22 protein-coding genes and 1 tRNA gene are annotated in these 24,303 nt (G+C 69.0%); 13 read left to right on the forward strand and 10 right to left on the reverse strand.

Annotation, left to right across the window (positions count from 1 at the left end; all coding sequences use genetic code 11):
* The first annotated feature begins 19 nt into the window (after window positions 1-19).
* From ATK74_RS14560 to ATK74_RS14585, 6 genes are read left to right on the forward strand one after another with little or no spacing between them, the layout of a single operon-like run.
* The gene (locus tag ATK74_RS14560; RefSeq protein WP_143483698.1) at window positions 20-1,255 is read left to right on the forward strand and encodes a DUF6716 putative glycosyltransferase; all 1,236 of its coding nucleotides are present in this window, start codon (window positions 20-22) and stop codon (window positions 1,253-1,255) included.
* Entirely contained in the window at window positions 1,252-2,439 is a 1,188-nt protein-coding gene (locus ATK74_RS14565; RefSeq protein WP_098461726.1) for an acylneuraminate cytidylyltransferase, read from the forward strand. The genes ATK74_RS14560 and ATK74_RS14565 overlap by 4 nt, the downstream gene beginning before the upstream one ends.
* A complete protein-coding gene (locus ATK74_RS14570; protein ID WP_098462307.1) occupies window positions 2,429-3,337 on the forward strand; it encodes an N-acetylneuraminate synthase family protein in 909 nt (302 codons plus the stop codon). Before ATK74_RS14565 ends, ATK74_RS14570 begins: the two co-directional genes overlap by 11 nt.
* 19 nt (window positions 3,338-3,356) lie before the next feature.
* The gene (locus ATK74_RS14575; protein WP_143483699.1) at window positions 3,357-4,376 is read left to right on the forward strand and encodes a hypothetical protein; all 1,020 of its coding nucleotides are present in this window, start codon (window positions 3,357-3,359) and stop codon (window positions 4,374-4,376) included.
* Window positions 4,377-4,407: 31 nt separating this feature from the next.
* Window positions 4,408-5,385 (forward strand): glycosyltransferase family 2 protein, encoded by a 978-nt coding sequence (locus ATK74_RS14580; RefSeq protein ID WP_098461728.1) that lies wholly within the window; start codon window positions 4,408-4,410, stop codon window positions 5,383-5,385.
* Entirely contained in the window at window positions 5,382-6,146 is a 765-nt protein-coding gene (locus tag ATK74_RS14585) for a hypothetical protein (protein WP_143483700.1), read from the forward strand. Before ATK74_RS14580 ends, ATK74_RS14585 begins: the two co-directional genes overlap by 4 nt.
* Here the strand turns inward: ATK74_RS14585 and ATK74_RS14590 are convergent.
* Genes ATK74_RS14590 through ATK74_RS14600 form a run of 3 tightly spaced genes read right to left on the reverse strand, consistent with a single transcriptional unit; the run spans window position 6,129 to window position 8,283 of the window.
* A complete protein-coding gene (locus tag ATK74_RS14590; protein ID WP_098461730.1) occupies window positions 6,129-7,088 on the reverse strand; it encodes a CPBP family intramembrane glutamic endopeptidase in 960 nt (319 codons plus the stop codon). The genes ATK74_RS14585 and ATK74_RS14590 overlap by 18 nt on opposite strands.
* Window positions 7,085-7,945, reverse strand: a complete 861-nt coding sequence (locus tag ATK74_RS14595; RefSeq protein ID WP_098461731.1) for a DUF5808 domain-containing protein — start codon at window positions 7,943-7,945, stop codon at window positions 7,085-7,087. The genes ATK74_RS14590 and ATK74_RS14595 overlap by 4 nt, the downstream gene beginning before the upstream one ends.
* Window positions 7,942-8,283 (reverse strand): PadR family transcriptional regulator, encoded by a 342-nt coding sequence (locus ATK74_RS14600; RefSeq protein ID WP_098461732.1) that lies wholly within the window; start codon window positions 8,281-8,283, stop codon window positions 7,942-7,944. Before ATK74_RS14600 ends, ATK74_RS14595 begins: the two co-directional genes overlap by 4 nt.
* Window positions 8,284-8,420: 137 nt before the next feature.
* Here ATK74_RS14600 and ATK74_RS14605 point away from each other — a divergent pair, with 137 nt between their 5' ends.
* Complete coding sequence (locus tag ATK74_RS14605; protein ID WP_098461733.1) at window positions 8,421-10,829, forward strand: glycosyltransferase; 2,409 nt, start codon at window positions 8,421-8,423, stop codon at window positions 10,827-10,829.
* A 45-nt stretch (window positions 10,830-10,874) separates the two neighbouring features.
* Here the strand turns inward: ATK74_RS14605 and ATK74_RS14610 are convergent, their stop codons facing one another.
* Entirely contained in the window at window positions 10,875-11,606 is a 732-nt protein-coding gene (locus ATK74_RS14610; protein WP_098461734.1) for a glycerophosphodiester phosphodiesterase, read from the reverse strand.
* A gap of 28 nt (window positions 11,607-11,634) precedes the next feature.
* Between ATK74_RS14610 and ATK74_RS14615 the strand changes: the two genes are divergently transcribed.
* On the forward strand, window positions 11,635-13,311 hold the full coding sequence (locus ATK74_RS14615) for a DUF885 domain-containing protein (protein ID WP_098461735.1): 1,677 nt from the start codon (window positions 11,635-11,637) through the stop codon (window positions 13,309-13,311).
* 83 nt (window positions 13,312-13,394) lie between these two features.
* The gene (locus ATK74_RS14620) at window positions 13,395-14,138 is read left to right on the forward strand and encodes an alpha/beta fold hydrolase (RefSeq protein WP_098461736.1); all 744 of its coding nucleotides are present in this window, start codon (window positions 13,395-13,397) and stop codon (window positions 14,136-14,138) included.
* 33 nt (window positions 14,139-14,171) lie between these two features.
* Here the strand turns inward: ATK74_RS14620 and ATK74_RS14625 are convergent, their stop codons facing one another.
* Window positions 14,172-15,425, reverse strand: a complete 1,254-nt coding sequence (locus ATK74_RS14625) for an amidohydrolase (protein WP_098461737.1) — start codon at window positions 15,423-15,425, stop codon at window positions 14,172-14,174.
* Window positions 15,426-15,572: 147 nt separating this feature from the next.
* Between ATK74_RS14625 and ATK74_RS14630 the strand changes: the two genes are divergently transcribed.
* Entirely contained in the window at window positions 15,573-15,920 is a 348-nt protein-coding gene (locus ATK74_RS14630; protein ID WP_098461738.1) for a hypothetical protein, read from the forward strand.
* 203 nt (window positions 15,921-16,123) lie between these two features.
* Entirely contained in the window at window positions 16,124-18,205 is a 2,082-nt protein-coding gene (locus tag ATK74_RS14635) for an RICIN domain-containing protein (RefSeq protein ID WP_169923878.1), read from the forward strand.
* 55 nt (window positions 18,206-18,260) lie between these two features.
* On the opposite strand, the gene ATK74_RS14640 is transcribed toward ATK74_RS14635, so the two are convergent.
* Both ATK74_RS14640 and ATK74_RS14645 read right to left on the reverse strand, forming a co-directional pair.
* Entirely contained in the window at window positions 18,261-18,926 is a 666-nt protein-coding gene (locus ATK74_RS14640; protein ID WP_098461740.1) for a hypothetical protein, read from the reverse strand.
* 166 nt (window positions 18,927-19,092) lie between these two features.
* Window positions 19,093-19,165 (reverse strand) — tRNA-Arg (locus ATK74_RS14645).
* A gap of 191 nt (window positions 19,166-19,356) precedes the next feature.
* Here ATK74_RS14645 and ATK74_RS14650 point away from each other — a divergent pair.
* Window positions 19,357-21,201: a phosphoenolpyruvate carboxykinase (GTP) gene (locus ATK74_RS14650; protein ID WP_098461741.1), complete on the forward strand. Its 1,845-nt coding sequence runs from the start codon at window positions 19,357-19,359 to the stop codon at window positions 21,199-21,201.
* A 7-nt stretch (window positions 21,202-21,208) separates the two neighbouring features.
* On the opposite strand, the gene ATK74_RS14655 is transcribed toward ATK74_RS14650, so the two are convergent.
* Window positions 21,209-22,294, reverse strand: a complete 1,086-nt coding sequence (locus ATK74_RS14655) for an NADH:flavin oxidoreductase/NADH oxidase (RefSeq protein ID WP_098461742.1) — start codon at window positions 22,292-22,294, stop codon at window positions 21,209-21,211.
* Window positions 22,295-22,379: 85 nt separating this feature from the next.
* Here ATK74_RS14655 and ATK74_RS14660 point away from each other — a divergent pair, with 85 nt between their 5' ends.
* Window positions 22,380-22,988: a class I SAM-dependent methyltransferase gene (locus ATK74_RS14660; protein WP_098461743.1), complete on the forward strand. Its 609-nt coding sequence runs from the start codon at window positions 22,380-22,382 to the stop codon at window positions 22,986-22,988.
* 17 nt (window positions 22,989-23,005) lie between these two features.
* Here the strand turns inward: ATK74_RS14660 and ATK74_RS14665 are convergent, their stop codons facing one another.
* Together ATK74_RS14665 and ATK74_RS14670 are read right to left on the reverse strand one after the other, a co-directional pair.
* Window positions 23,006-23,710, reverse strand: coding sequence for a hypothetical protein (locus ATK74_RS14665; protein WP_098461744.1), 705 nt, complete (start codon window positions 23,708-23,710; stop codon window positions 23,006-23,008).
* The gene (locus ATK74_RS14670) at window positions 23,710-24,252 is read right to left on the reverse strand and encodes an RNA polymerase sigma factor (protein WP_245840964.1); all 543 of its coding nucleotides are present in this window, start codon (window positions 24,250-24,252) and stop codon (window positions 23,710-23,712) included. Before ATK74_RS14670 ends, ATK74_RS14665 begins: the two co-directional genes overlap by 1 nt.
* Window positions 24,253-24,303: the final 51 nt, after the last annotated feature.

Consider the following 24,303-nt stretch of genomic DNA (forward strand, 5'->3'; position numbering starts at 1 on the left):
CCTCCTGGACGCTCCCAGAGTGGCTGTGCTAGCCGACACCGACAGCCGCTGGAAATGGGCGCTGGCCACCGCGAACTCTCTGAGTCCTGGCTCGTTGCGCTGCTATCTGCGTCCGGGGCCGCAACTCCCCAGTGAGCGCCAACTACGCGAGTCGGGCGTTGATCCGGCTGACGTCACCGAAGTGTCCCTGGGTGACCTGGTGGACGTGGTGGCCGCCGACGAATGCGACGTGGTGATTCTCGGTCTTGGCGGAGATGCCGTCCAGGCGGTGCTGCAGTCCTTCGCGGCGCGCTGGACGGGGCCGTCCCGGCCGATCCTGGTGGCTGGCTACGTCGGCATCGTCTATGAGCGGCTGGTCGAAGGTCTGTACCAGCGAGCCGGCGCCGATGTGGTGATCGCCAACAGCCCCGCCGACGCGCGCAGCTTCGCCGACCTGCTGACCGCGATCGGCTTCGATCCGTCCGCGGTGGTCACCGAGCCGCTGCCGTTCCTGGCCGAGGCTTCTCCCGGAGCGGCCGCCGAGGGCACCGCCCTCACTTTCGCGGCCCAGCCGGAGGTGCCCAGCCGCAAAGAGGACCGTCGTTATCTGGTCTCTCGCCTGATCGAGCACGCCCGGCGGCACCCGGAGCGTCCGGTCCTGCTCAAGGTGCGCGGGCTGGCCGGAGAGTCCCTCACCCACCCGGAGCCATATCCCTACCAGCGACTCGTGCAGCAGTTCGGCGGTGAGCTCCCGGCCAACTTTGAGGTGGTGGCCGGCTCGATGAGCGATGCTCTCGACCGCACCGCCGTCCTGGTCACCGTGTCGAGCACGGCCGCGGCCGAGTCGATCCATCGCGGCATTCCGACCGCGATCCTCACCGACTTCGGGGTACGCGAGGGCCTCGGCAACCACTTCTTCGCCGGGTCGGGCTGCTACGCCAGTTTCGATGAACTGGACGAGGGGGTGCGTCCGACGGCCGACCGGGAATGGGCGGCCGCACATGGGCTGGTCGCCATGCAGCGCGGTGCGCTGGCCGAGCGGATCGCCGCCTTGCGCAGCACCGAGTTGCCGGCGGTCAGCCCGTACTTCTCGCGTCGGCGGAGCCCGGTCTATCTGGGACGAATGCTCTCCGACCATGGTTTGGACAGCCAGGCCCGTCCATTGCACGACGGGTCCCGGCGGCGGGGGCGCTTCGCCAGTGCCGTGGCCCGCAGGCTTTACCGTGCCGGCGCTGCGATCGTCGCACCGGCCCTTCGGCGACTAGGAGAAGGATGACAGTGCAGGGTGGTTCCGCGTCGGTGGTCGCAGTGATCCCGGCCCGCGGCGGATCGAAGGGGGTACCGGGCAAGAACCTGGCCCCGGTGGCCGGGGTGCCGCTGGTGGTCCGGGCGATCCGGGCCTGCCTGGCAGCCGGCCGGGTCGACGAGGTCGTGGTCTCGACCGATGACGAGGGGATCGCCGCCGTCGCCGAGCGGGCCGGAGCGATCGTTGTGCGTCGGCCCGCCGAACTCGCCAATGACACCGCATCCAGCGAGGCCGCGCTGCGGCACGTCCTTCAGGTGCGCTACCCGGATCAGGCGCCGGAGGTGCTGCTGCTGGTGCAGTGCACCAGCCCGTTCATCACCGCGGCCGAAGTGGACGAAGTGGTGGCCGCCATCCTCGAGCGCGGCGCCGACTCGGCGTTCACCGCGGCCCCCTTCCACGGCTTCATCTGGCGCGTGGACGACTCGGCCTACGGGGTCAACCACGATCACCGGACCCGGCCGCGCCGCCAGGAGCGTCCGGCCGAGTACCTGGAGACCGGGGCGGCCTACGCCATGCGGACCGAGGGCTTCCTGGCCGCCGGGCATCGCTTCTTCGGCAACGTCCAGGCCGTTCCCACCGACCCGGCGCGGGTCCTCGAGATCGACGAGCCGGACGATCTGGCCCGGGCCCGGGCGATCGCCGGCCTGCTGGAGACCGAACGTCCGGTGCTGGCCAAGGGTGCGGTGCAGGCCGTCGTTCTGGATTTCGACGGCACCCAGACCGATGACCGAGTCTGGATCACTGCGGACGGGGTCGAGCAGGTGGCCGTCCATCGTGGCGACGGAATGGGCATCGCCGCCCTGCGGGACGCGGGGCTGCCGATCCTGATCCTGTCCACCGAAGTCAACGATGTGTTGACCGCACGCGCCAAGAAGCTGCGGATCGAGTGCGTGCATTCGGCCGTCGAAAAGCAGTCGGAACTGCGCGCCTGGTGCCGTCGGGTCCACGTCGACCCCGAGGCCGTGGTGTACGTTGGCAATGATTTGAACGATCTGGGATGCCTGCAGATTGTTGGTTGGCCCGTCGCGGTCGCCAACGCTCACCCCGCCGTGAAGCAGGCAGCGGCCTGGACAACTGCGGCTTCCGGAGGTCACGGCGCGGTCCGCGAGGTAGCCGCCTGGATTCTGGGAGAGGATCTCAGTGGTGGTCGGTAACTCTTCAAGCCCGCGGGTGCGGCTGATCGGCGATCGTCCGGTTGGTGAGGGTCACCCGGCCTACCTGATCGGCGAGATCGGGATCAATCACAACGGTGACCTGGAAACAGCGCTGCAGCTGGTTCACCAGGCCAAGGCCGCCGGCATGGACGCGGTGAAGTTCCAGAAGCGGACCCCGGAGATCTGCACGCCGCGGGACCAGTGGGATATCGAGCGGGAGACCCCGTGGGGTCTGATGACCTACATCGAGTACCGGCATCGCGTCGAGTTCGGTGAGGACGAGTACCGGGCCATCGACGAGCACTGTCGCGAGTTGGGCATCGACTGGTTCGCTTCCCCGTGGGACGTTCCGAGTGTGGAGTTCTTGAAGGGCTTCGACTCACCGGTCTACAAGATCGCGTCCGCCTCACTTACCGATGACGAACTGCTCAGCGCCACCAGGGAGACCGGCAAGCCGGTGATCCTGTCCACCGGCATGTCCACCCCGGAGCAGATCGACCACGCCGTCGGCGTGATCGGCACGGAGAACCTGATCCTGCTGCACGCGAACAGCACCTATCCGGCACCGACCAACCAGCTCAACCTGCGGATGATGCACACCCTGATGGCGCAGTACCCGGACGTCCCGATCGGCTACTCCGGCCACGAGGTCGGCCTGCAGACCACGGTCGCCGCCGTCGCCCTGGGCGCCTCGGTGATCGAGCGACACATCACTTTGGATCGGACGATGTGGGGTTCGGACCAGGCGGCTTCTGTGGAGCCGGTCGGTATGCATCGGCTGGTCCGGGACATTCGGGCAGTCGAGTCCGCCCTCGGTGATGGGGTAAAGCAGGTCTATCCGGGAGAGCTGGCCGCGATGAAGAAGCTGCGGCGGGTCGCCGGTTCCGATGCATCCTGAGCCGAGCACTCTCGCCCTCGTGGAGAGCCCCGTTCAGCTCCTCCACGTTCTTGAGTGGTGCGCCTGGCACCAGAGCAAAGACCTGCGCCTCGCAGTGCTGTCGCCACGCGATGCGCACGGACGAGACCAGCTGGCCACCATGCGCACGCTGGCCCAGGACTCCGGCATCGATGTGGTCTGGCTGGATCCGCGGGTATCTCGGTTCGCTCCGCTCGGCGCCTGGCGGAAGCTGCGTCGCTGGGCAGGTGAGGCCGACCGAGTCGTGGTCGGCGACCCGTTCTCGGGCCTGATTCAGAGCGTCCTGGTCACCACTCGGATCGAGAAGGTGACGGTGATCGATGACGGCACCGCGACCATCGATTTCGCCGAACTTCTCCGCTCGCAGGAGCCGCTGTTGCGCTGGACGGTGCGCCGGGGCTGGGTGACTCACGCGATCCGCACGCCACTGGCGCGGCGCGCCAACCGGTACCTCGGGCAGCTGGGTCCGGACGCACTGGAACTGTTCACCGTGATGCCGATCTGCGATCTGCCGCACGCCACGGTGACCCGGCACCGCTACCAGTGGACCCGGCGCCGGTTCGGACCGCCCACTCTGCACAACGGGGTGACCGTTGTCGGAAGCTCCTTGGTGGAAAGCGGACTGCTGTCGGAGGAGGTCTACCTTCAGGCGATCACCGAGCAGCTCGACGTCCTCGGTGCGCCGGGCGGGGTGTACATCAGCCATCGGCGCGAACGTTCCAGCAAGGTCCGCCGGCTGATCGCGGCCACCAAACTGAAGCTAGTCACCTCACAGCTGCCCTTGGAGATCGAACTTCGCAAGGGTCCGGTCGGCCGGGCCGTGATCTGCTTCCCCTCCACCCCGGCCTTCACCCTGCCGCTGGTGCTCGACGGTGCCGGCACCCGGCTCAGGGTGGTGCCGCTCCGGGCGTCCCGGCTCAGCCCGCAGGCCGAGCCGCGGGCCAGAGACTTCCTGTTGCGGATCGGCGCGCAGGTGAGTCCGGACGACGCCGCCGGCGACGAACGGGCGGACCACCGGTGAACCCGAGTCGGGGCGATCAGGACCGGCAACGATGACCTCGCTGGTCGATGTCATCGTGCCGCTGCACGACGCCGCAGAGCACCTGCCAGTCTTCTTGGCCAGTGTGCAGGTGAACTCACCGGCCGGTTGCCGCTACCTGGTGATCGATGACGGGTCTCGGGACGGCTCGACCGAGCTTCTGGACGCCGCGGCCGCTCGGCTGCCGTCGCTGGAACTGCATCGGCTGGAGCACTCGGTGGGGGTGGCCGCCGCCCGCAACGCGGCCCTGGAGCTCGTCGATGCCGAGTACCTGGCCTTCGTCGACGCCGACGACTGGATGGCCCCGGAGCGGCTCTCTCAGCTGATCGCCGCTCACCGGCGCACCGGTGCGGCCATCCTGCGCACCGACCACGTCCGGGTGAACCGCTACCGGCGGATCCCCGAGGTCGCGCCCAGCGAGCTGCGTGAGGTCGCCTTCCCCGCCGGTGACGGCATCGGCGACGCGGGCGGACGGACGTTGGTCGACTATCCCTACTTGTGGGCCGGGATGTTCGACCTGGCGCAGCTACCGCCGCTGTCCGAGCTGCGCTTCGACCCGTCGCTGCGTACCGCCTCGGATCGGCCCTGGTTCTGGCGGCTCCACCTGCTCGAGTTGAGCGTCGCGGTGGTTGCGGCACCGAGCTACTTCTACCGGCGCAGCCCGGGCCAGGCATCCCTGACCGAGTTGGGGGACGATCGACTGCTGGACATCCTGGACGCGATGCGGCAGGTCCTGGCCCTCGCGGCGGCGTCCGGAGTTCCCGCCTACCGGCGTCGGGCGGCCTTCACGACGGTCCGGATGATTGCGCGCCACGTGTCCGCTCGGGGTCGCCTCGACGCGGACCAACAACACGAACTGGTCCGCCGGGCGGCCGAGTTGCTGGCCGAGATCGACGCGGACGACCTGGCGGCGGCTCTGGAGCTGGTCCGTCCGGAGCAGGCCGAGGTGGCCCAGGCGCTGTGCGCGGCCGGTCGAAGGTGGTCGGAATGACCAACGCGATCATCGTGGCCTCCGGAGGCCAACTCGCCGTGGCCGTGGCGGCCCTGACCGGCGGAGCCCTCGATCCGGAGTCCACCACCGTGGTGGTGGTCAGCCCCGGCGAGGCGGCCGAGGTCCAGACCGAGCTGATCGAGGCGGCTCGGATCGTGGCCCGGCGACACCGGCTGCGGCTGGTCCATCTCAACGAGGTCCTGACCCCGTTCCATCCACTCGGCTGGCGTGCGGCCGACCTGGAGGCGACGCAGTTCGCGGACGCCTGGGCGGCCGCCGGCGGCTTGGCCGCCACCACGGTGCTGCACTGCTTCGGCTCCGGCGACCCCGCGCAGCGCGGCCTGGCCCGGGTCCTCGGCGCTCAGCGCCGCCGGATCGCCGATACCGCGCGCGAGGCCGGAGTGGCGCTGCGTCGCGCACGTGAGCCGCGACTGCTGGCCGGCGGTGGGGCGGGCCTGGCCGTGCTGATTCGGCTGCGGGCGGCCCAGGTGGGTCAGATCACCGGGCGTCGGATCGCCCAGGCCGCCGCTGAACTGGCCGAGCTCGGGGTGGCTCAGCCGGTGCCGTCCGGTGCCATCGCGCTGTGGCGTGGGCCGCTGTGGCACGGACTTCTCCGGGGACGTCAGGACGTCCGACCGGTCGACGCCACTGCCGGGGTTGAGCAAACCCCCGACAGTGGCGAGTCGGCGCTGGACTTCGTCCGCCGCTGTATCGAGGATCTCGATGCGCAGCGAGGAGCCGGCTCAGACCGTCTGAGCTGAGCGCGGCTGTGGCGGGAACCGCCAGGCGATGATGGCCAAGATGGTCAGTACGGCGACCAGAAGCCAGCCCATCGGCAGCGCGATGAACAGGTCTCCGCCAATGATCAGCAGGGCGAAGATCCCGATGGTCCCGTTGTAGGCGCCATGCAGCATGGCCGGGGCCAGCACCGAGCCGGTGCGCTCCTTCACCCAGGTCAGCAGGAAGCTGAGCGGGACCGTCCAGGCCACCATCATCGGCACTCCGAGCGCCCACTGGTCGCCGTAGTTGTGGCCCATCAAGATGATGATCGGCGCATGCCACAGCCCCCACAGCACGCCGATCACCAGGTTGGAGCGCAGCACGCCGAGCGGACGCAGTTCGCCGGCCAGCACCCCACGCCAGCCGTACTCCTCGCCGAAGGCGAAGAGGGCATTGATGGTGATGCCGGCGAGCGCACCCTGGAGCAAGAGGGTGGCAGCAAGCGCGGCCGGATCCGGCAGGGCGACCTTCGGACTCAATCCGGGCGAGATCTCCAGGAGCCGCTGGCGCAGCTCATCGGTGCTCGTGGCGAGGTGGCCGGCCCCGGGGATGCCGAGGACCGGAGCCAGCCAGGCCGCGGCAAAGCCGACCAGCAGGATCGCGATCATCACGGCCAGGCTGGTGCCGGCATTGCGGGCGTAGGTCCGGAAGAAGTGGTGCCGCAGTGCGGCCCACTCCTCAGCGATCAGCGGACGCCGCCGGTCCAGCCGCTCGACGATCAGGCCGGCCACGATGGGCAGCGGCATGTAGAACACGGCAGTGACCGTCTGAGTGATCACAGCCAGTGAGGCCGGCAGGACCTGACGGATCCCCCAGATGCCCAGTCCGACCACGATTGCGCCACCGAAGGCGATCCCGTAGTACTGGGCAACTCGCTTCCAAGCGACACTCCGCCAACGGGAGGTCGCGACATCCACACTCATTTCTTTCCTCCGAGATCACGAGATTGTTCTGCGGTGCGTCCGGCCCTGGCTAGGCCGAACAGCACTGCTCCAGCCGGCACCCAGGCAGCAGCCAGCACCAGCGGACCGGCCCACGGGCGGGCCTTGCCGTCGGTTGCGGCGGTTCGCCACACGGTGAGCCAGGCAGAGATGGAGGCCGCCGTGGTGGCGGCGGCGATGGCGCCGGCAGCGCGTGGGCCGCTCTTGCCGGAGCCGACCAACCAGCCGGCCCAGGCGGTCGGGACGGCGGCCACGGCAATGTCGAGTGCGGCTGCGGCAGGAGTCGGAACCCAGTCGCTGGGACGTCCCGCGGCGTCGATCTGGTTGGGCAGCCGATCCGGCAACCCAGGGCCGCGGACGACGTAGTGAGCCACCACCGCTGCGGTCAGCGCGGCCGGGACGAGCACGGCGGTCCGGAAGGCCGTGGCCGGGGTGCTCTCGAACGGCTCGTCCTCGGCGTCCGGCTCGATCAGGCCGAGCTTCACGGCGGCCGCACCGAAGTTGAGCGTCCAGCCCAGCCCGAAGACGCGCGGGACGAACAGGCGCTCGTCGCGCGGGTTCCACCAGACGCGGGCCATCTTCTCCCCGGTCGGCGGGGTCAGGTCGAGCGGAACCCCGAAGCGTCCAGGCTCGGCGGCCTCGGCTTCACCGAGAGTTGCGGCCAGGGCGGCGACATCGTCTGGCCGGGCAGAGGCGTCCAGGTGGTCGGCGAAGTGGGCGGCCAGCGCCTCGCGCACGGCCTGCCGATCCTCGGCCGCCACCGGGGCGACCAGGGCGTCCAACTTCGCGTTGAGCGCAGCCTGGGTCTTGGGTGCGAGCTCAGCGAGGGAACCGATCACTTCTCTACCTCCACGATCGTGCGAATGGCGGCGGCCAGCTTGGTGAAGGTGGCCGCCATGCCGGCCAGGGCGTCCTGCCCGGCCGGGGTGAGCGCGTAGTACTTGCGGGGTGGTCCGACCGGCGACTCCTGCCAGGTCGAGCTGATCAGGCCGGCCCGGGCCAACCGGGCGACCAGTGGGTAGACCGTGCCGGCGGTGATCGCCAGCTCGGGCTGGGCCGCCAGATCGTCCACCAACTGCGAGCCATAGCGGGGTTCGCGCGCCAGCAGGCCGAGTACGGCCAGCTCGACGACGCCCTTGCGCAGCTGCGAGCCCCAGCCTTCCTGTTCCTTGTCCACGCCTTGATGGTAATGCCAGCTACCTTGTGATGCAAGCTAGCTGGTGTCGCAAGGTTCCATCAGGCCGCGGCCCCGTCGCGAGTTGTTCAACCGCCGGTTGCCGACTGTTCGCAACCGAGAGCTAGCCTCCGGCACAAATGGATGTTGTGAATGCCGCCCAGGTGAGCCTGGCCTCACCGGCAACTCCCACACCGGGATCGACCGTCTTCCTGGCCACCAGGGAGCATGGCTTGGCCATGTGCCTGGCCATCGCAGAGCGGCTCGGGGTGCCGGTGGCCGACCGGATCCTGGTGGTCGCCGATACCAGCCGTAGCTACGAGGTGCAGCCGTCCTTCCCGGTCGAGCAGCGGGCCGGCTATCTGGACGCATTCGCCACAGTCGTCGACTGGAACCAGCTGATCTGGCCGGAGCGGGCCCAGGGATGGACCTGTCAGCCCGGCACGGCAGAGGCCAAGCTCTTCGCTGCGGCAGTGGTGCCCTCCGGACGGACTGTCGATCGGCTGGTGCTGGAGTCCATCCAGGTGCCGCCGGCGGCCGCGCTGGCCGCCCTGTTCCCACGGGCGGAACTGCAGCTCTACTCCGACGGCCTGATGACCTACGGCGGACGTCCGCTGGAGTTCAGCCTGGTCGGCCGGGTGACGGCCATGCACTACCGCGACCTGTTGGGTGGCGTCCGGCCGCGGCTGCTCAGTCAGGCCGACGCCATCGAGGATCAGCCGTACCCGATTGCCGACGTCGAAGCCTTCAGCGTCCATCGCCATCCCGGGGCGGCCGTTGCCGAGGTGACCGGCCCGACCGCGGTGGTGCTGCTGCAGTATCTGGCCCACCTCGGTCTGCTCAGCCGCGCCCGTGAGCTGACCCTCAACCGGCGAATGATCGAGGCGGCACTGGCCTCGGGCGCCGAGCAGGTTCTGGTCAAGGCGCACCCCGCACAGGCCGGTGACCTGGCCGGACTACTCGCCGATCCGCGGGTCCGTCCGTTCGCCGGCGGTGGATCCCTGGAGTCGTGGCTGATCGGGCTCTCCCCGGCGGAACGCGCGCAAGTCACCGTGTTCAGCGCCTTCTCCACCGGCCTGCTCGGGGCCCGTCAGCTGGGGGCCGGCGCCGTGGCCGTGGGCACTGCGGACTTGCTGGCACACCTGCCGGCCGGCGACGGCAACCGGATCCCGGTGGCGATCTGTGATGCGCTGCTGCCGCGGGTGACGATGACCGGGACGCCGACCATCCAGCCGTCCCGCTTCGGCATGGACGAACTCGAGCTGCTGCTGGACCTGCTCAGCTTCACCAACGATCCGGCCGGACGCTGGCGCTCCCGCACCGATGTGGCCGCGCGGCTCTTCGCCCTGCCGACTGAGCGGCGGCAGCTGTTCACCGACTACCTGGCCGATGGCGATCTGCGACTGCTCGGGCTGTTCGAGGCCGACGAGGAGCCGATCACCGAACCGACCCCGCTGCGTGAGTCGGCGCCGCCGGATCGTCCGGTCGACCTCGAGCCCGGCGAGATCGCCCTCAGTGTGGTGATCCCGGCGCACAACATCGGCAACTACTTCGCGGGGCTCAAGGCCAGCATCCTCGGCAACCGCAGCGCCGACATCGAGTGGGTGATCGTCGACGACGGTTCCAGCGACGGCACTCGGCAGCTGCTCGAGACCCTGGCCGAGCAGTTCGGGGAGGTGCGGGTGCTGCACCATGACCGGGCGCTCGGGCCGTCCGCCGCCCGCAACAACGGGATCCGGAACGCCCGCGGTCGCTACATCGCCTTGATGGACGCCGACGACTGGGTGGCGGTCAACTACTTCCCGGCGCTGCGGGACCAGGCATTGCAGCACGGTGCCGATCTGCTCCGGGTCGGCTACTTCGAGGTGATCGGCGGCAAGACCATCGTCCGGCGCCAGCCGGTGCCGCGCCAGGACGTCCCGCTGCCCGCCCGGGAGCTGCTGATGCCGGTCGACCAGAGCGCCGCGGTCGACCTGCCCCAGCCCTGGCTGAACGTGTGCCGCCGCGACTTCCTGCTCGCCAACGGGCTGTTCTTCGACGAGGAGCTGCACACGGCAGAGGACCGCGAGTGGACCTGGCGAGTCTTCCTCAGGGCGGCCTCGGTGGTCAGCTCGAGCACGGTCGGCTACTTCTGGCGGCGTGAGGTGCGCGGCTCGCTGACCCAGATCGGTGATGCCCGCCAGCTGCACTATCTGGCCGCCTATCAGAAGGTGGCCGTGCTGGTCGCCAGTGGCTCCGAGCGGCACTACCTCCCCAAGGTGCACCGGTCGATGGTGGCCATCGGGCTGAGTCATCTGGAGCGGTCCGAGCGGTTGCAGCCCAAGCTCCGGCTGGTCGCCGTGCGGGATCTGCGCCGTGCCCTGCGCAAGCTCAGCGAGCCCGAGCTGATCCTGGCTACCCAGGGCCTGTCGTTCCGGCGGGCCCGGATGCTGAGGATGCTGCGACAAGGCGTCCCGGCACCGCTGGTCCTGCTGATGGCCGGAGGCCGCTCCGCAGTCCGCGGGCTGAGCCGAGCCGTCTTCGGCGGACAACCCGCGGCCCAGCGCTAGCCGGTTCGGCTCGGTTCCCCGATCAGGACGTGAGTGGGGCTGGCTTCAGCCGGCGTGCTTGCGCCGGATCGAGCGGGCGACGTCCGGTCGATCGGTGAAGATGGCGTCCACTCCGAGGTCGAGCATTTCCTTGACCCGCTTGGGGTTGTTCACCACCCACGGACGGGCCTTGATCCCGGCGTCGGCGGCCTTCTTCACCAGCCGGTCGTTGACCCGGCGTCGCGACGGATGCAGCGCGGACGCGCCCAGCTGGGTGGTCCGCTTCCACGGCTTCAGCAGCAAGGACGAGTCGGAGATGATGTAGGCCAGCTCGAACTTGGTCATTCCGGACAGCTTGGCCACCGACTCGTCGCTGAACGAGGACAGCACCACCCGATCGCCCAGCTTGTAGCCGGACAGCGCTTCGAGCACCTTCTCCTCGAGCTCGGGGTAGTCGACGGCGTCGTTCTTCAGCTCGATGTTGATCCGCAGCTTGGTGGGTGCGAGCAGGTCGAGGGTTTCGGCCAAGGTGGGGATCTTGGCCTTCTTGAAGCCCTTCATCCCCGCCGATGCCTGCAGTTTGCTGATCTTGGCCATGCTCAGGTCGCGGATCCAGCCGCGTCCGTCCGTGGTGCGGTCGACGGTCTCGTCGTGGATGACGATCGGGACGCCGTCCTCGGTCAGCTGGACGTCGAACTCGACGCCGTCCGCCTTCTGCTCGATGGCGAGCGCGAAGGCAGCAAGGGTGTTCTCGGGTGCGTCATGACGTGCGCCCCGATGGGCCCAGATCTGGGTCATTGAGTCTCCTGGCGGCTATGGTCGCAATGTGACTGTACGCCAACTGACGCCGATCGATGCCATCGCGAACAAGTACACCGCTGCGCTGGCCGAGCTCAATCCGATCCTCGCCACCGAGGCCGGGATCGCCGGCCACGACCACCAGCTCCCCGACCTGTCCCCGGACGGTCTGAGCGAGATCACCGCGCTCACCACGCGCACCCTGACCGAGCTGGCCGCAGCACCGGTCGCCGACCAGACCGACGAGGTGACCAAGGCCGCGCTCACTGATCGGCTCCAGCTGCACCTGCAGCTGGACGCCAGCGGCGATCTGTTGGCCGACCTGAACGTGATCGCCTCACCGCTGCAGGGACTGCGGGACGTGCTGGATCTGATGCCGACCGCGACCACCCAGGACTGGGCCAACGTGGCCTCCCGGGTCCGGCTGGTCCCCGAGGCGGTCCGCGGCTACATCGCCTCGCTGCGCGAAGGCGCCCGGCGCGGACTGGTCTCGGCTCAGCTGCAGGTGGACGAGGGGATCAAGCAGGCCAGCGAACTGGCCGACCCGAAGAGCTCCTTCTTCGTGACCTTCCTGGCCGGCGCCACCCCGGACGGCACCGCGGCCAGTGGGCCCCTGGCCCACGACCTTGAGGTGGCCGGACGGGCCGCCGCGGCCGCCTACGGAGAGCTTGTCGAGTTCCTCAGTGACGAGCTGCGTCCGCTGGCTCCGGCCGACGACGCCGTCGGTCGCGAGCGTTATGCCTTGTGGTCGCACGAGTTCGTGGGTGCGGTGGTCGACCTCGACGAGACCTACGAGTGGGGCTTGGACGAGCTGGAGCGGATGGCCGCCGAGCAGCAGACGATCGTCGAGCAGCTGGCCGGACCGGGCGCCACCATGGCCGATGCCGTCGCTCTGCTGGACAACGACCCGGCCCAGCAGCTGCACGGCACCCAGGCCTTGCAGGAGTGGATGCAACGGACCGCGGACGAGGCCATCGCCGCCCTGGACGGCGTCCACTTCGACATCGCCGAGCAGCTGCGCCGGATCGAGTGCCGGATCGCCCCGACCGAGAACGGCGGCATCTACTACACCGGACCCAGCGACGACTTCACGCGTCCGGGACGGATGTGGTGGTCGGTGCCGCCGGGCGTGACCACGTTCGCGCCGTGGCGGGAGAAGACCACGGTCTACCACGAGGGCGTCCCCGGACATCACCTCCAGATCGCCCAGGCCGTGGCCAACCGCGACCAGCTCAACGACTGGCGTCGGCTGATCAGCTGGAGTTCCGGACACGGCGAAGGCTGGGCGCTGTACGCCGAGCGGCTGATGCAGGAGTTCGGCTTCATGGACGATCCGGCCGACCGTTTGGGCCTGATCGACGGCCAGCGGATGCGGGCCGCCCGGGTGGTCGTGGACATCGGCGTGCACTGTCGGATGAAGGCCCCACAGCGCTGGGGCGGCGGCATCTGGAACGCCGAGAAGGCCTGGGAGCTGCTGAAAGCCAATGTGAACATGGACCACGCCTTCCTGCGCTTCGAACTGAACCGCTACCTGGGCTGGCCGGGCCAGGCCCCGTCCTACAAGATCGGCCAGCGGCTGTGGGAGCAGGCCAGGGAACAGGCCCGAGTCGCGGCCGGGCCGTCCTTCGACCTGAAGGCCTGGCACGCCACGGCGTTGAACCTCGGTTCGGTGCCGCTGGCGGTGCTGCCGCAGGCGCTGGCCTGAGCCGGCCCAGCACCCGCGATCACACCTGGAGATCGTTTGCGATATCCCTTTCTGGCTACGGGATCCACTGCTAGATTCCGCGCATGACGGTGGAACTTGCGCATGATGTTCAGGGCTCCGGCCCACTGCTGGTCCTGGTTCACGGCATCACCGAGAACCGGCACTCCTGGGATCCGATCACGGCCGACCTGGCTGCTACCCACCGGGTGCTCCGGGTCGATCTGCGCGGCCACGGCGAGTCGCCGTACGCCGATGCCTACGACGTGGCCAGCTTGGCCGCCGACATCGCACCGCTGGTGGACGAGCCGCCGCTGATCGTCGGGCACTCCTTGGGTGGCACCGTGGTCACCGCCTATGCGTCCCAGTTCGAGACCCGGGGCGTGGTCAACATCGATCAGACGCTGAACCTGGCTCCCATGCAGGCCGGACTGCTGCAGCAAGCCGAGTTGCTGCGCGGCGAGGCCTTCCCCATGGTGATGGACGCCCTGTTCGACTCCCTGCGCGGTCAGGTGGACGACGCCGGCTGGCAGCGGCTGAGCCAGCTACGGCGCTACGACCAGTCGGTGGTCCTCGGCATCTGGGGGATCATGCTGGACAACTCCGCTGAGGAGTTGGCCGCAGCGGTGAGCGCCATGACCACCGGGATCGACGTGCCGTACCTGGCGCTGAACGGCTTCGATCTGGGCCCGGACTACGCGGATTGGCTGACCGAGCAGATCCCCGGCGCGGTGGTTGAGACCTGGAACGGTGTGGGTCACTACCCGCAGCTGGTCCACCCGGCCGACTTCCTGGCCCGACTGGCCGCCTTCGAGGCCGAACTGGGCTGAGCCTGGCGAGCCGGGCGCGCTACGGCGTCCGGCTCAGTTGCCCAGCCACTGCTTTGCGGCCGCCGCCAGCGCGGCGCTGCCCACACTGATGGTCGGCTCGATGACCGGCGCATAACCCGAGGAGTGGTTGGACGGGATCGTGGCCAGCACTCGCATGAGGCCGGCCGCGTCGGTGGCCTCGGCGAACAGGGCCGGATCGGCTCCACCCAGGACCCAGTACACGCACGGCACCCCGGCCGCCGTGGCCAGGTGCCCGACATCCTCGCTGCCGGTCAACGCTCCCTGATCGATCAGCCGTGGCCCGACCACGCCGGCCAGCGCGGTGGCGGTGCGGGCGCTGGCGTCCGGATCGTTGAACAGCAGCGGCAACTGATCGGTGTAGACGATCTCGGGCTCCCGCGGCGCGCCCGAGGCCAGTGCTTCGGCGCGAATGATCCGCTCGACCGAGGCCAGCACCTTCTCGCGGACGGTGTTGTCGTAGCTGCGGACGTTCACTTCCAGCTCGGCCCGGTCGGGAATGATGTTCATCTTGGTGCCGGCGTGCAGAGTGCCCACCGTGACCACGGCGGAGTCGCCGCCGGCCACCTCGCGGGACACGATCGTCTGCAGCCGCAGCACCACGGCCGCGGCCATCACGATCGGGTCGACGCAGGCCTCCGGACGCGACCCGTGCCCACCCGCGCCGAACAAGGTCACCTTCAGGGCGTCCGAGCTGGCGAAGGCCGGGCCGGGATGCAGGCCCAGGTAGCCGGCCGGCAGCGGGCCGACGTGCTGGCCGAGCACCACGTCCGGGCGTCCGAACCGCTCGTACAGGTCGTCCGCGAGCATGGCCAGCGCCCCGGTGCCCAGTTCCTCAGCCGGCTGACCGACCAGCATCAGAGTGCCGGTCCAGGACGGGTCGGCGGCCAGCTGAGCGGCCGCGCCGAGCAGGCAGATCACGTGCATGTCGTGGCCGCAGGCGTGCATGACCGGGACGTCCTTGCCGTCGGGGTCGATCCCGCGCGCCGTGCTCGCGTAGTCCAATCCGGTGCTCTCGGCGACCGGCAGCCCGTCCATGTCTGCGCGGAGCAGGACGGTCGGCCCTTCTCCGCGGCTGAGCAGCCCGACCACGCCGGTGCCACCGACTCCGGTGTGCACCTGGTAGCCCAGCGCAGTCAGCGACTGAGCCAGCACGTCCGCGGTCTGGACCTCCTGGTTGGAGAGCTCGGGGTGGGCGTGCAGCCAGCGATATACCTCGGCCAAGCCCGCGGCGTCCGTGCTGGGATCGACGATTGGTCGGCTGGTCATGACTCCTCCTCACGCGCCGCCCCGATTGCGGCTGGGAGTCAGCCTAGGACGACCGGACGGCTTCGGCGCCGTCCCTCACCGAACCGGATGGACGAGTCGGTCGAGGTCAGCAGGTACCCTTCAACCACACTGCAGAAGGGGAGGGCAATGCCACCGCTGGAGATCGCGGCCTGGGTGATCGGTGCCGTCGGCTTGGCCGGGGTGGCCTGGGCATTCTTCAAGAGCGACAGCCTGCGGGTGCGGCTCGGGGCGCTGGGCGTCTTCGGCGTCGCGTACCTCGGAATCCTGGCCCTGGGCTGGGGCACCATCGAGTGGTTCAACGCGACCACCATCGGCTTGGCGGCCATCGCGTTGCTATCCCGGATGAAGGCGCCACTGGCTCCCAAACCGAGCAGTGACGCCGCGCCGGTCACGGACGTCACCGACGCTGAAGTCGTGGACGATTCCGCCCAGGAGGCTGCTCGGCCCACGGACGAAACCCAGCCGCCCGCCTGACGGGCTCTATCCCTGCTTGTCAGCGGGTTTTTCCGGAACTGATAGGCCGATTCGGCTCTGTGTGCAGCCGTTCGTGATCCGCTGTGCATATCCTGAGCAGGATTGCTGATCTACCCGGAACGGACATGGCAATGAAGCCCTCTTTGGTGATCTCGGCAGTTCTCATCGGACTTGGCTGGTCGCTCGCACCGGCGGTGCCCGCGATGGCCACCCCCCTTGAGAAGCCGGTGGTGATTCAGCCGTTGGTCGGCGCTGACCGAGCCATCGACATCAAGGGAAGTTCGACCGCCGACCGCGCCGTCGTCCAGACCTACTCGGCCAACGGCACCAGCGCACAGGCCTTCACTTTCGCTGACTGCGACGACGCGGGCTGGTGTGTGGTGAAGAACGTGAACTCCGCGAAGTGCTGGGAGGTCAAGGGTGCCAGCGCCGCCCGCGGCGCGGTGGTCCAGCAGAACACCTGCACCGCCGGCACCGGGCAGAAGTGGCAGCGGGTCAGCCTCGGCCGCGGGATCTACAGCGTGCGCAGCGATATCGGGGCGAACCGGTGGCTGGACGTCCGTGGCGGTGCGGCGGCGAAGGGCACCCGGCTCCAGGTCTGGACCCGGAACAGCTCCAAGGCTCAGCGGTTCCGCCTGGTGGCGGCCCCGGATTGGCGCCTCAACTACGACCAGGTGGACGAGACCACCGCGCTGAAGGTCAGCCTGACCGATCTGGACTCGCTGGCCGGGCAATGGGCCACCGAGGTGTCGCTGACCGCGAAGTTGAACTACGGCTCGACGACGATGCGTACCGTCACCGTCAAGAAGGCGCTGTCGGCGGTCGGCCCGGACGGCAGCTTCAGCTTCGACGTCGGCGACTACGGCAACTGGACCCTCACCGGAGAGTTCCGCAAGGGCAAGGCCAAGGTGAGGACGATCCCGTCCACGAAGGTGGGCGTGACGGCCAGCGAGTACATCATCGCCCCGCTGACCGGGACCATGCCGGTGACCATGTTCAGCACCTCGCTGTGGGGCAGCGGTTCGGCCCGCGGTGCGGGGAACTCCATTCCGGTCATCGCCCAGCTCTCTCGGGCTCGACAGTGGGACTGGACCAAGTTGCCGCGGGGCGTCCACGCCGTTCCGTACCTGACTGCGACGCAGTACTCGAACCCGGTGAACGGGAACCGCATGATCGAGGATCTCGCTCCGCTGCGGGCCTACCTGAAGGATCTGCGGGCGCTCGATCCGGACTCGGTCTTCCACCTCTATGTGAACGACTATCACGTGCTCGCGGTGCAGTCGCTGCTCTACGCGAACAGGATTCCGGCGGACAACTACACCATCACCCTGCTCTCCGACGGCGGCTTCTCCTACCAGAAGTTCGCGGCAACCTATGCCCAGGACCCGGTGACCACGCATGACCGGTTGGTCTCGGAATGGCAAGCGGCCAAGGACTACGCCTATGCCAACGGCACAGTGCTCGCGTCGCTGAACGTCGCCACGGCACAGGACTACATCTGGGCCGCAGTGAAGAGCGAGCCGTTGGCGAAGTGGTGGCTGACCCGTCCGACGCTGCTCACCTCGGCCGGGGACAGCAATGTCTTCGCCACCGCGGTGGCTCGCGACCCCCAGGTGAACACCTTGTCGATCAGTGCCCGGCTGACCGCCATCAAGGGCGAAGGCGACGCCGCCCTGGCGGAGTTCAAGGCGCTCTACCGGTTCAACGACGCCTACTTCGCCGCATCCACTGCGAGCGGACGCGACGTGATGATGTTCCTGGGGACGCGGCTGGAGAACGAAGTCGGGTTCACCGACTACGCCGGGTTCACGATGAAGTACTACGGGTCCGTCTACGACTACTACTACAAGGGTCATCCGGCGACGCCGACCATGTTCTCGCCCACCAAGGCCGCGCAGCTGAAGGCCATGAAGATCACTGACGTGGACTCCTCGGTGGCTGCCGAGCTGATCCTCTTCTTCAACCCGGAGATCTATCTGTCGGGCTACCCGTCGTCCACGTACCTGTCGGTGAGTGATCCGGAGATGGCCAAGGGCTTGTTCGGCCTGACCAAGGCGCAGGGCCTGGCCTCGTCCAGCCCCAGCTACTCGATCATGAAGTGGTTCATGGCCCCGAAGACGTCTTACTCCGGCGAGATCGCCGCGCTGCCAGGTGACTTCGTCGTCGAGTTCGCCGACTCGGTGGTGGCCAACAAGGGCTACAACATCGCGCTGTGGGATTCGGCGAACAAGACCATCACCTACTACAAGCTGGTCGACGGCACCTACCAGAAGGTCGCCGGCTGAGCCTGGCCATCCACCGGTCGCCCGTAATGGTGGGGTGACCGGGACGACGGTGCGTTCACAGCGTGCGCGGAGACTCGTCGGTGTCGCCCAGCCGGGGCCACTCGCGGTTGCGGTTCTCCAGGGTCGGCCACGGTTCGCCCGCAGTGAAGGGTTCGATCTCCACGGCGTCCGGCTCGACTCCGGAGCTCTTCAGTGCGGCGTTCGGCAGGTAGCCGGCGAACTCCGGGGAGACCTGCTCGGCCAGCCAGTCCCGCTCGATCTGCTCGCGAGGGACGTTCGGGACCGCAGGCAGCTCGGCCAGCCCTGCACTGAGTCGCTGCAGCTCGCTCGCGAGTCGGCCGGCCGGTGGCCCCGCCACCCGCCACGCCTCCGACGAGGTCGACATCCCCGTGGCCTTTGCCGCGGAAAGAGCCAGAGCGGCCAGGTCCGGGTTGGCCAGCTTTCCGCCGGTGGAGCCGACCTGCAGCACAGTCATCCAGGCCACCAGTCCGATCCCGGCGACCACCGGAACCGCACCCCAGAGCTTCTGAGGGCCCAGGAAGATCCACACCATCAGCGCCAGCGTGGGGAGGGCCACCGCGAGTCCGTATCGGAGCTTCGCCCGTCCGGGGTAGTAGACGAATGAGGGGTATCCGGGGCTCCGCCAGGTGGACACCGGCGGGCTGAGGTAGAGCACATCGAGGCGATGGCTGAAGCTGCTCGGACGCGGCTCGGTTCGCATGACTGATCCTGGGGTGGGTGGATCGCCGGTCGCTTCCGGCTTGTTCCCAGGCTAGTCAGTGGGCACCGGCAGCGGTGCTGCTTTCGGTTCGCCAGATGCCGGGCCGGGCAACAGAAAAGCCCGGGTCGATGACCCGGGCCGCAGCCAGTGGAACTGACTCGATCTGCGCGCTCGGAGGGACTCGAACCCCCAACCTTCTGATCCGTAGTCAGATGCTCTATCCATTGAGCCACGAGCGCAGGAAAGCGTCCTCAACACTACTCGACCCGGAAGGGGGAGTCCAACCGAGCCCCGATTCGGCCTAGCAGTCCTGCCCAATGAGTTTGACCGGTCATCTGGTGGACGCAAGACTCCAAATCAGCTGGTAGTGACTTGAACGGGCCAGGATGGAGACGTCCGGTCCCGAGGAAGTACCGTCCAAGGAGGACGCATGGCAACCGATTCAGCGGTCGTGATCGATGGCGCTCCGACCAACACCCCGCAGGCACTTGTGGACTGGGTGGCCGGGGTCGCCGCCCTCACCCAGCCCAGTGCCGTCCACTGGTGTGACGGCTCCGTCGATGAGCGGATCACCTTGGAGTCGCTGCTGGTCGCGTCGGGGACGTTCATCAGACTCAACCCGGTCTTGCGTCCGGACAGCTTCCTGGCCCGCTCCGAGCCGGGCGACGTGGCCCGGGTCGAGGCGTCCACCTACATCTGCTCGGCCGACCCGACCGATGCCGGCCCCACCAACAACTGGGCCGATCCCACCCAGATGCGGACCACCTTGGCCGGGCTGTTCGCCGGCTCCATGCGCGGCCGGACCATGTACGTGGTGCCGTTCTCGATGGGGCCGGTCGGCAGTCCGCTGGCCCGGCTCGGCGTCGAGCTGACCGACTCGGCCTATGTGGTCTTGAACATGCGGATGATGACCCGGATGGGTGCCGATGCCCTGGCCAGGATCGCCGAGGGCGAGTACTGGGTGCCCGCCGTGCATTCGGTCGGCTACCCGCTGATCGACGGCTACGGCAACCGGCGTCCGGACGTCACCTGGCCGTGCAATGACACGAAGTACATCACCCACTTCCCGGAGACCCGGGAGATCTGGTCGTTCGGCTCCGGCTACGGCGGCAACGCCCTGCTCAGCAAGAAGTGCTTCGCGCTGCGGATCGCCTCGGTGATCGGACGCGACGAGGGCTGGCTGGCCGAGCACATGCTGGTCCTGCGGATGACCAGCCCCGCGGGGCGGGAGTATCACCTGGCCGCGGCGTTCCCGTCCGCCTGCGGCAAGACCAACCTGGCCATGCTGCGTCCGACCATCCCGGGCTGGAAGGTGGAAACGGTCGGCGACGACATCGCCTGGATGCATCCCGGCCCGGACGGCCGGCTGTACGCCATCAATCCCGAGCGCGGCTTCTTCGGGGTGGCGCCGGGCACCAGTGAGGGCACCAACCCGGTTGCGCTGCACGCACTGAGCCACGATGTGATCTTCACCAATGTCGCCCTCACCGACGACGGAGACGTCTGGTGGGAGGGTCTGACCAAGACTCCACCGGCTCACCTGATCGACTGGCAGGGCCACGACTGGACTCCCGAGTCCGGACGTCCGGCCGCCCATCCGAACAGCCGGTTCACCGTGACCGCCGACCAGGCCGAGACCATTTCGCCGGACTGGGAGGCGCCCGACGGCGTCCCGATTGACGTGATCCTGTTCGGTGGCCGGCGGGCCAGCAACGTCCCGCTGATCAGTGAGTCGTACGGCTGGGAGCACGGCGTCTTCGTGGGCGCCACCGTCTCCAGCGAGCAGACTGCGGCCGCCGAGGGCACCGTCGGCGCATTGCGTCGCGACCCGTTCGCCATGCTGCCGTTCTGTGGCTACAACATGGCCGACTACTGGACGCACTGGCTGAAGGTCGGCAAGGGCCTGGCCAATCCGCCCCGGATCTTCCAGGTGAACTGGTTCCGCAAGGCGGCCGACGGCCACTGGCTGTGGCCGGGCTTCGGCGACAACTCCCGTCCGATCGAGTGGGCGCTGCGCCGGGTCGGCGGCGAGGTCGGCGCGGTCGCCGCGATCAGCGGACGGCTGCCGCGGCCCGAGGACCTGAACCTGGACGGCCTGCGGCTGCCGTCCGCCGATCTGGCTGAGCTGTTCAGCCTGGACCCGCACGCCTGGGCCGACGAGGCCACCTTGACCGAGGCCTACTTCAGCCAGTTCGGCGACAAGCTGCCGGCCGAGCTGACCAGTCAGCTGGCCGAACTCCGCGATCGGATCGCGCGAGTGAAGGCCGCCGAGTAGGCCGCAGTCAGGACAGCGGCCAGCGGCCGCGCTGGTAGGACGGCGGGTAGGCCAGCCGATCCGCCTGGCCGAGTTCGGCTGCGGCCCGGTACGGCCAGGACGGCTCGCGCAGCGCCACCCGGGCCAGCGCGATCACGTCCACCTCGCCGGAGTCGAGGATCTGCTGGGCCTGGGCCGGGTCGGTGATCAGCCCGACCGCGCTGACCGGCAGCCCACCGGCCCGGACGGCCTTGGCCGCGCCGACCTGGTAGCCGGGGCCGATCGTGATCTTGGCCGGCGCATTGCCACCGGTGGAGACATCGACGAAGTCGACGCCGTGTTCGCCGAGCATCCGGGCCACCTCGGCGGCCTCATCGAGAGTGAACCCGCCATCGATCCATTCGGTGGCCGAGATCCGGACCAACAGCGGCTTGCCGGCCAGCCAAACCGCCCGGACCGCGTCGGCCACTTCCAGCAGCAGCCGGGCCCGGTTGGCCAGCGAGCCGCCGTAGCCGTCGGTGCGCTGGTTGGACAGCGGCGAGAGGAACTGGAACAGCAGGTAGCCGTGGGCGGCGTGCAGTTCGACGGCGTCGAAGCCGGCCGCGTCGGCCCGCTGTGCGGCGGCGGCAAAGGCAGCGACCACCTCGGCCAGGTCTTCGGTGGTGGCTTCCCGAGGTTCGGCCAGGCCTGGGAATGCGATCGCCGAGGGTCCGATGGTCGGCCAGCCGCCATCGGCGACCGGGACCGACCCGGACTTACCGTCCACGCCGAACTCGCGGTAGGTGGAGCCCTTGCGTCCGGCGTGCTGCAGCTGGACGGCCATGGCTGCACCCTGGCTGTGCACGAACTCGACGACCCGCGCCCAGGCGTTCTGCTGGCTGGTGTTCCACAGGCCCGCGCACCACGGGGTGATCCGGCCTTCGGGCAGCACCCCGGTCGCCTCGGCGATGATCAGGCCGAAGCCGCCGGTGGCCCGGGCGCCGTAGTGGACCAGGTGCCAGTCGTTGGGGACGCCATCGCGCTCCTCGCACTGGTACTGGCACATCGGGGCCAGGAAGATCCGGTTCTTGATGGTCAGCTCGCGCAGCTGAATTGGGTCGAAAAGGGACGGCATGGTTACAGGTTAGGGACGGGTTGGTTGCAGCCGCCAAATCGTCCCGAAACCGGGCCTAGCCTCGGCGTCGAGGAGGTGATTCCGGGTGCCCGACACGGTCGGCTGGTTGCAGCACGATGCCGCTGCCGGTGGGACGCCCGGAGTCAGCAGCCTGGCCGCCACAGCGAGTTCGCGACTGCGTCCCGGGCGGGCCTTGGTGCCCGTGTCCGGTGATGCGGCGGACGCGCTGTGGCTGGCCGGGCGAGGCTGGCAGGTCACGGCAGTGTCGGCCGATGTGGTCACGGTGAGCCGGATCGCCGCCCAGGCTGCGTTGTTCAATGCCCCGGTCGAGGCGATCACGGCCGACCTGCTCGACTATCGTCCCGAGCCCGCGGGCTACCGGCTGATCCTGGTCGGCGATCTGGAGTTGGCCTGGCCGCAGTTGCGCCGGCTGCTCACCCGGCTGGTCCCCGGCCTGGCCCCCGACGGCCATCTGGCCGTGCTCGGACCGGACACCCGCAATCTCGAGGTCGGCTTCGGTGGGCCGGCCAACCCGGAGTTGCTCACCTCGTCCGACCAGCTGGTCGACCTGCTCACCGGCTTGGAGCTGCAGGTGATCCGCTCCGAAGTGGTCCGCCGGGAGTCGGCGGCCGACGGTGGTCACCGCTACTGGCTGGACCACCTGATCGAGGCGGTCCGCCCGATCGAGCTCTGAGTCAGGGGCTCTCCCGGCTACCGTCCACTCGATGCCGGCGGCGTCGACGGCACGGGATCGGCGTGTTGCGGCACCGCGAACGGGCCGAGGTCGAGATCGAAGGCGTCGCCCAACCTGCTCAGGTCGGCGGCGTTCTGACCGAGTCCGAACACGCTGCCGTCTGCCTCGTTGCCCTTGGCGAGCAGGCTCTTTCTCGGGATGACCAGGTGCATCACGGTGCCGTCAGGATCGGTCGCACCGGGCGGCCGCGGGCAGTTGCGGCAGACGAACCCGCCGCGCAGCTGAATCACCCAGACCGAGGTGTCGATGACTGGCTCGGAATGGCCGACATTGATGAACTGCTCCGCCTTGTCCAGGCTGGTGAGGACGGCCTGGGCGGTGATCCTGGTGGTGCCGTATCCCTCGGCCTGGGCGGCGGCTCGGGCCCGCCGGGTGAGCTCGTCGATCTCAGCGGTCGGCCCCGGGCCGATCCGCGTTGTCTGCGGTGACCCGGTGGGCAGGCTGGCCGTCGGGGTCTCGGTCACCGGTATGGCCGGGATCCCTCTGGGCCAGCTCGCGATGCCCACCGCGCCGGCCACCACGACCGCCACAGCGGTGGCGACCGCCACTCGGGCATGGCGCCGTTGTGCTTGGCGAGCCAGGGCTCGCTCGGCGTCGAGAGGCGGGACCGGTGGTGCTTGCCAGGCCTGGCCGGTGCTGCGCAGGAGTTCCTCCACGTCCATTACAGGTAGTCCTCTCCGAGAAGGGTGCGCAGCCGAGCCCGGGCGTCCGAGAGCGTCGACTTCACGGTGCCTTCCGCGCATCGCATCACCTGCGCCACGTCGGTGATCGGCAGGTCGAGGTAGTAGTGCAGCTCGACGGCCAGCCGCTGCCGGGACGGCAGCCGGCAGACGGACCGCTCCATATCGAGCTGCGCCGTGCGGTCGACGTCCGTCGGGAGCGGGACGAGCTGCTGGGGACTGCGGTTGGTGAACAGCCGGGCCGCGGACCGGCGGGCCTTCCAGCGCTGGTCGGCGGTGATGGCCAGCAACCAGTTCCTGGCGGTGCCACGGGACGAGTCGAACTGGCCGCGCTTTCGCCAGGCGGCGGCCAGCGCCTCCTGCAGGATGTCGTCACGGTCATCGCCGGAGCGGGCGGCCAGGTAGGCCATCGCCGCCCAGTGCGGCTCGATCCAGGCGGTGAATCCGTCGACGGTGCGCAGGTCGGGGACCGGGTCGGACGCGTCCATGCCCGACCAGGTCGAAGCCTCCTTGGCCTGCTCCACACTTGAATCTACCCCGCGGGTGCAGGTCCGGTTGGGTCGAGTCTGAGACCA

The organism is Propionicimonas paludicola, assembly GCF_002563675.1.
Classification (GTDB): Bacteria; Actinomycetota; Actinomycetes; order Propionibacteriales; family Propionibacteriaceae; genus Propionicimonas; species Propionicimonas paludicola.

Bases quoted from the DNA above. Each gene is read 5' to 3' on its own strand.
- ATK74_RS14565 (WP_098461726.1), top strand. From the start codon at position 1,252: ATGACAGTGCAGGGTGGTTCCGCGTCGGTGGTCGCAGTGATCCCGGCC.
- ATK74_RS14580 (WP_098461728.1), top strand. From the start codon at position 4,408: ATGACCTCGCTGGTCGATGTCATCGTGCCGCTGCACGACGCCGCAGAG.
- ATK74_RS14585 (WP_143483700.1), top strand. From the start codon at position 5,382: ATGACCAACGCGATCATCGTGGCCTCCGGAGGCCAACTCGCCGTGGCC.
- ATK74_RS14590 (WP_098461730.1), bottom strand. From the start codon at position 7,088: ATGAGTGTGGATGTCGCGACCTCCCGTTGGCGGAGTGTCGCTTGGAAG.
- ATK74_RS14605 (WP_098461733.1), top strand. From the start codon at position 8,421: ATGGATGTTGTGAATGCCGCCCAGGTGAGCCTGGCCTCACCGGCAACT.
- ATK74_RS14610 (WP_098461734.1), bottom strand. From the start codon at position 11,606: ATGACCCAGATCTGGGCCCATCGGGGCGCACGTCATGACGCACCCGAG.
- ATK74_RS14620 (WP_098461736.1), top strand. From the start codon at position 13,395: ATGACGGTGGAACTTGCGCATGATGTTCAGGGCTCCGGCCCACTGCTG.
- ATK74_RS14625 (WP_098461737.1), bottom strand. From the start codon at position 15,425: ATGACCAGCCGACCAATCGTCGATCCCAGCACGGACGCCGCGGGCTTG.
- ATK74_RS14630 (WP_098461738.1), top strand. From the start codon at position 15,573: ATGCCACCGCTGGAGATCGCGGCCTGGGTGATCGGTGCCGTCGGCTTG.
- ATK74_RS14635 (WP_169923878.1), top strand. From the start codon at position 16,124: ATGGCCACCCCCCTTGAGAAGCCGGTGGTGATTCAGCCGTTGGTCGGC.
- ATK74_RS14640 (WP_098461740.1), bottom strand. From the start codon at position 18,926: ATGCGAACCGAGCCGCGTCCGAGCAGCTTCAGCCATCGCCTCGATGTG.
- ATK74_RS14650 (WP_098461741.1), top strand. From the start codon at position 19,357: ATGGCAACCGATTCAGCGGTCGTGATCGATGGCGCTCCGACCAACACC.
- ATK74_RS14655 (WP_098461742.1), bottom strand. From the start codon at position 22,294: ATGCCGTCCCTTTTCGACCCAATTCAGCTGCGCGAGCTGACCATCAAG.
- ATK74_RS14665 (WP_098461744.1), bottom strand. From the start codon at position 23,710: ATGGACGTGGAGGAACTCCTGCGCAGCACCGGCCAGGCCTGGCAAGCA.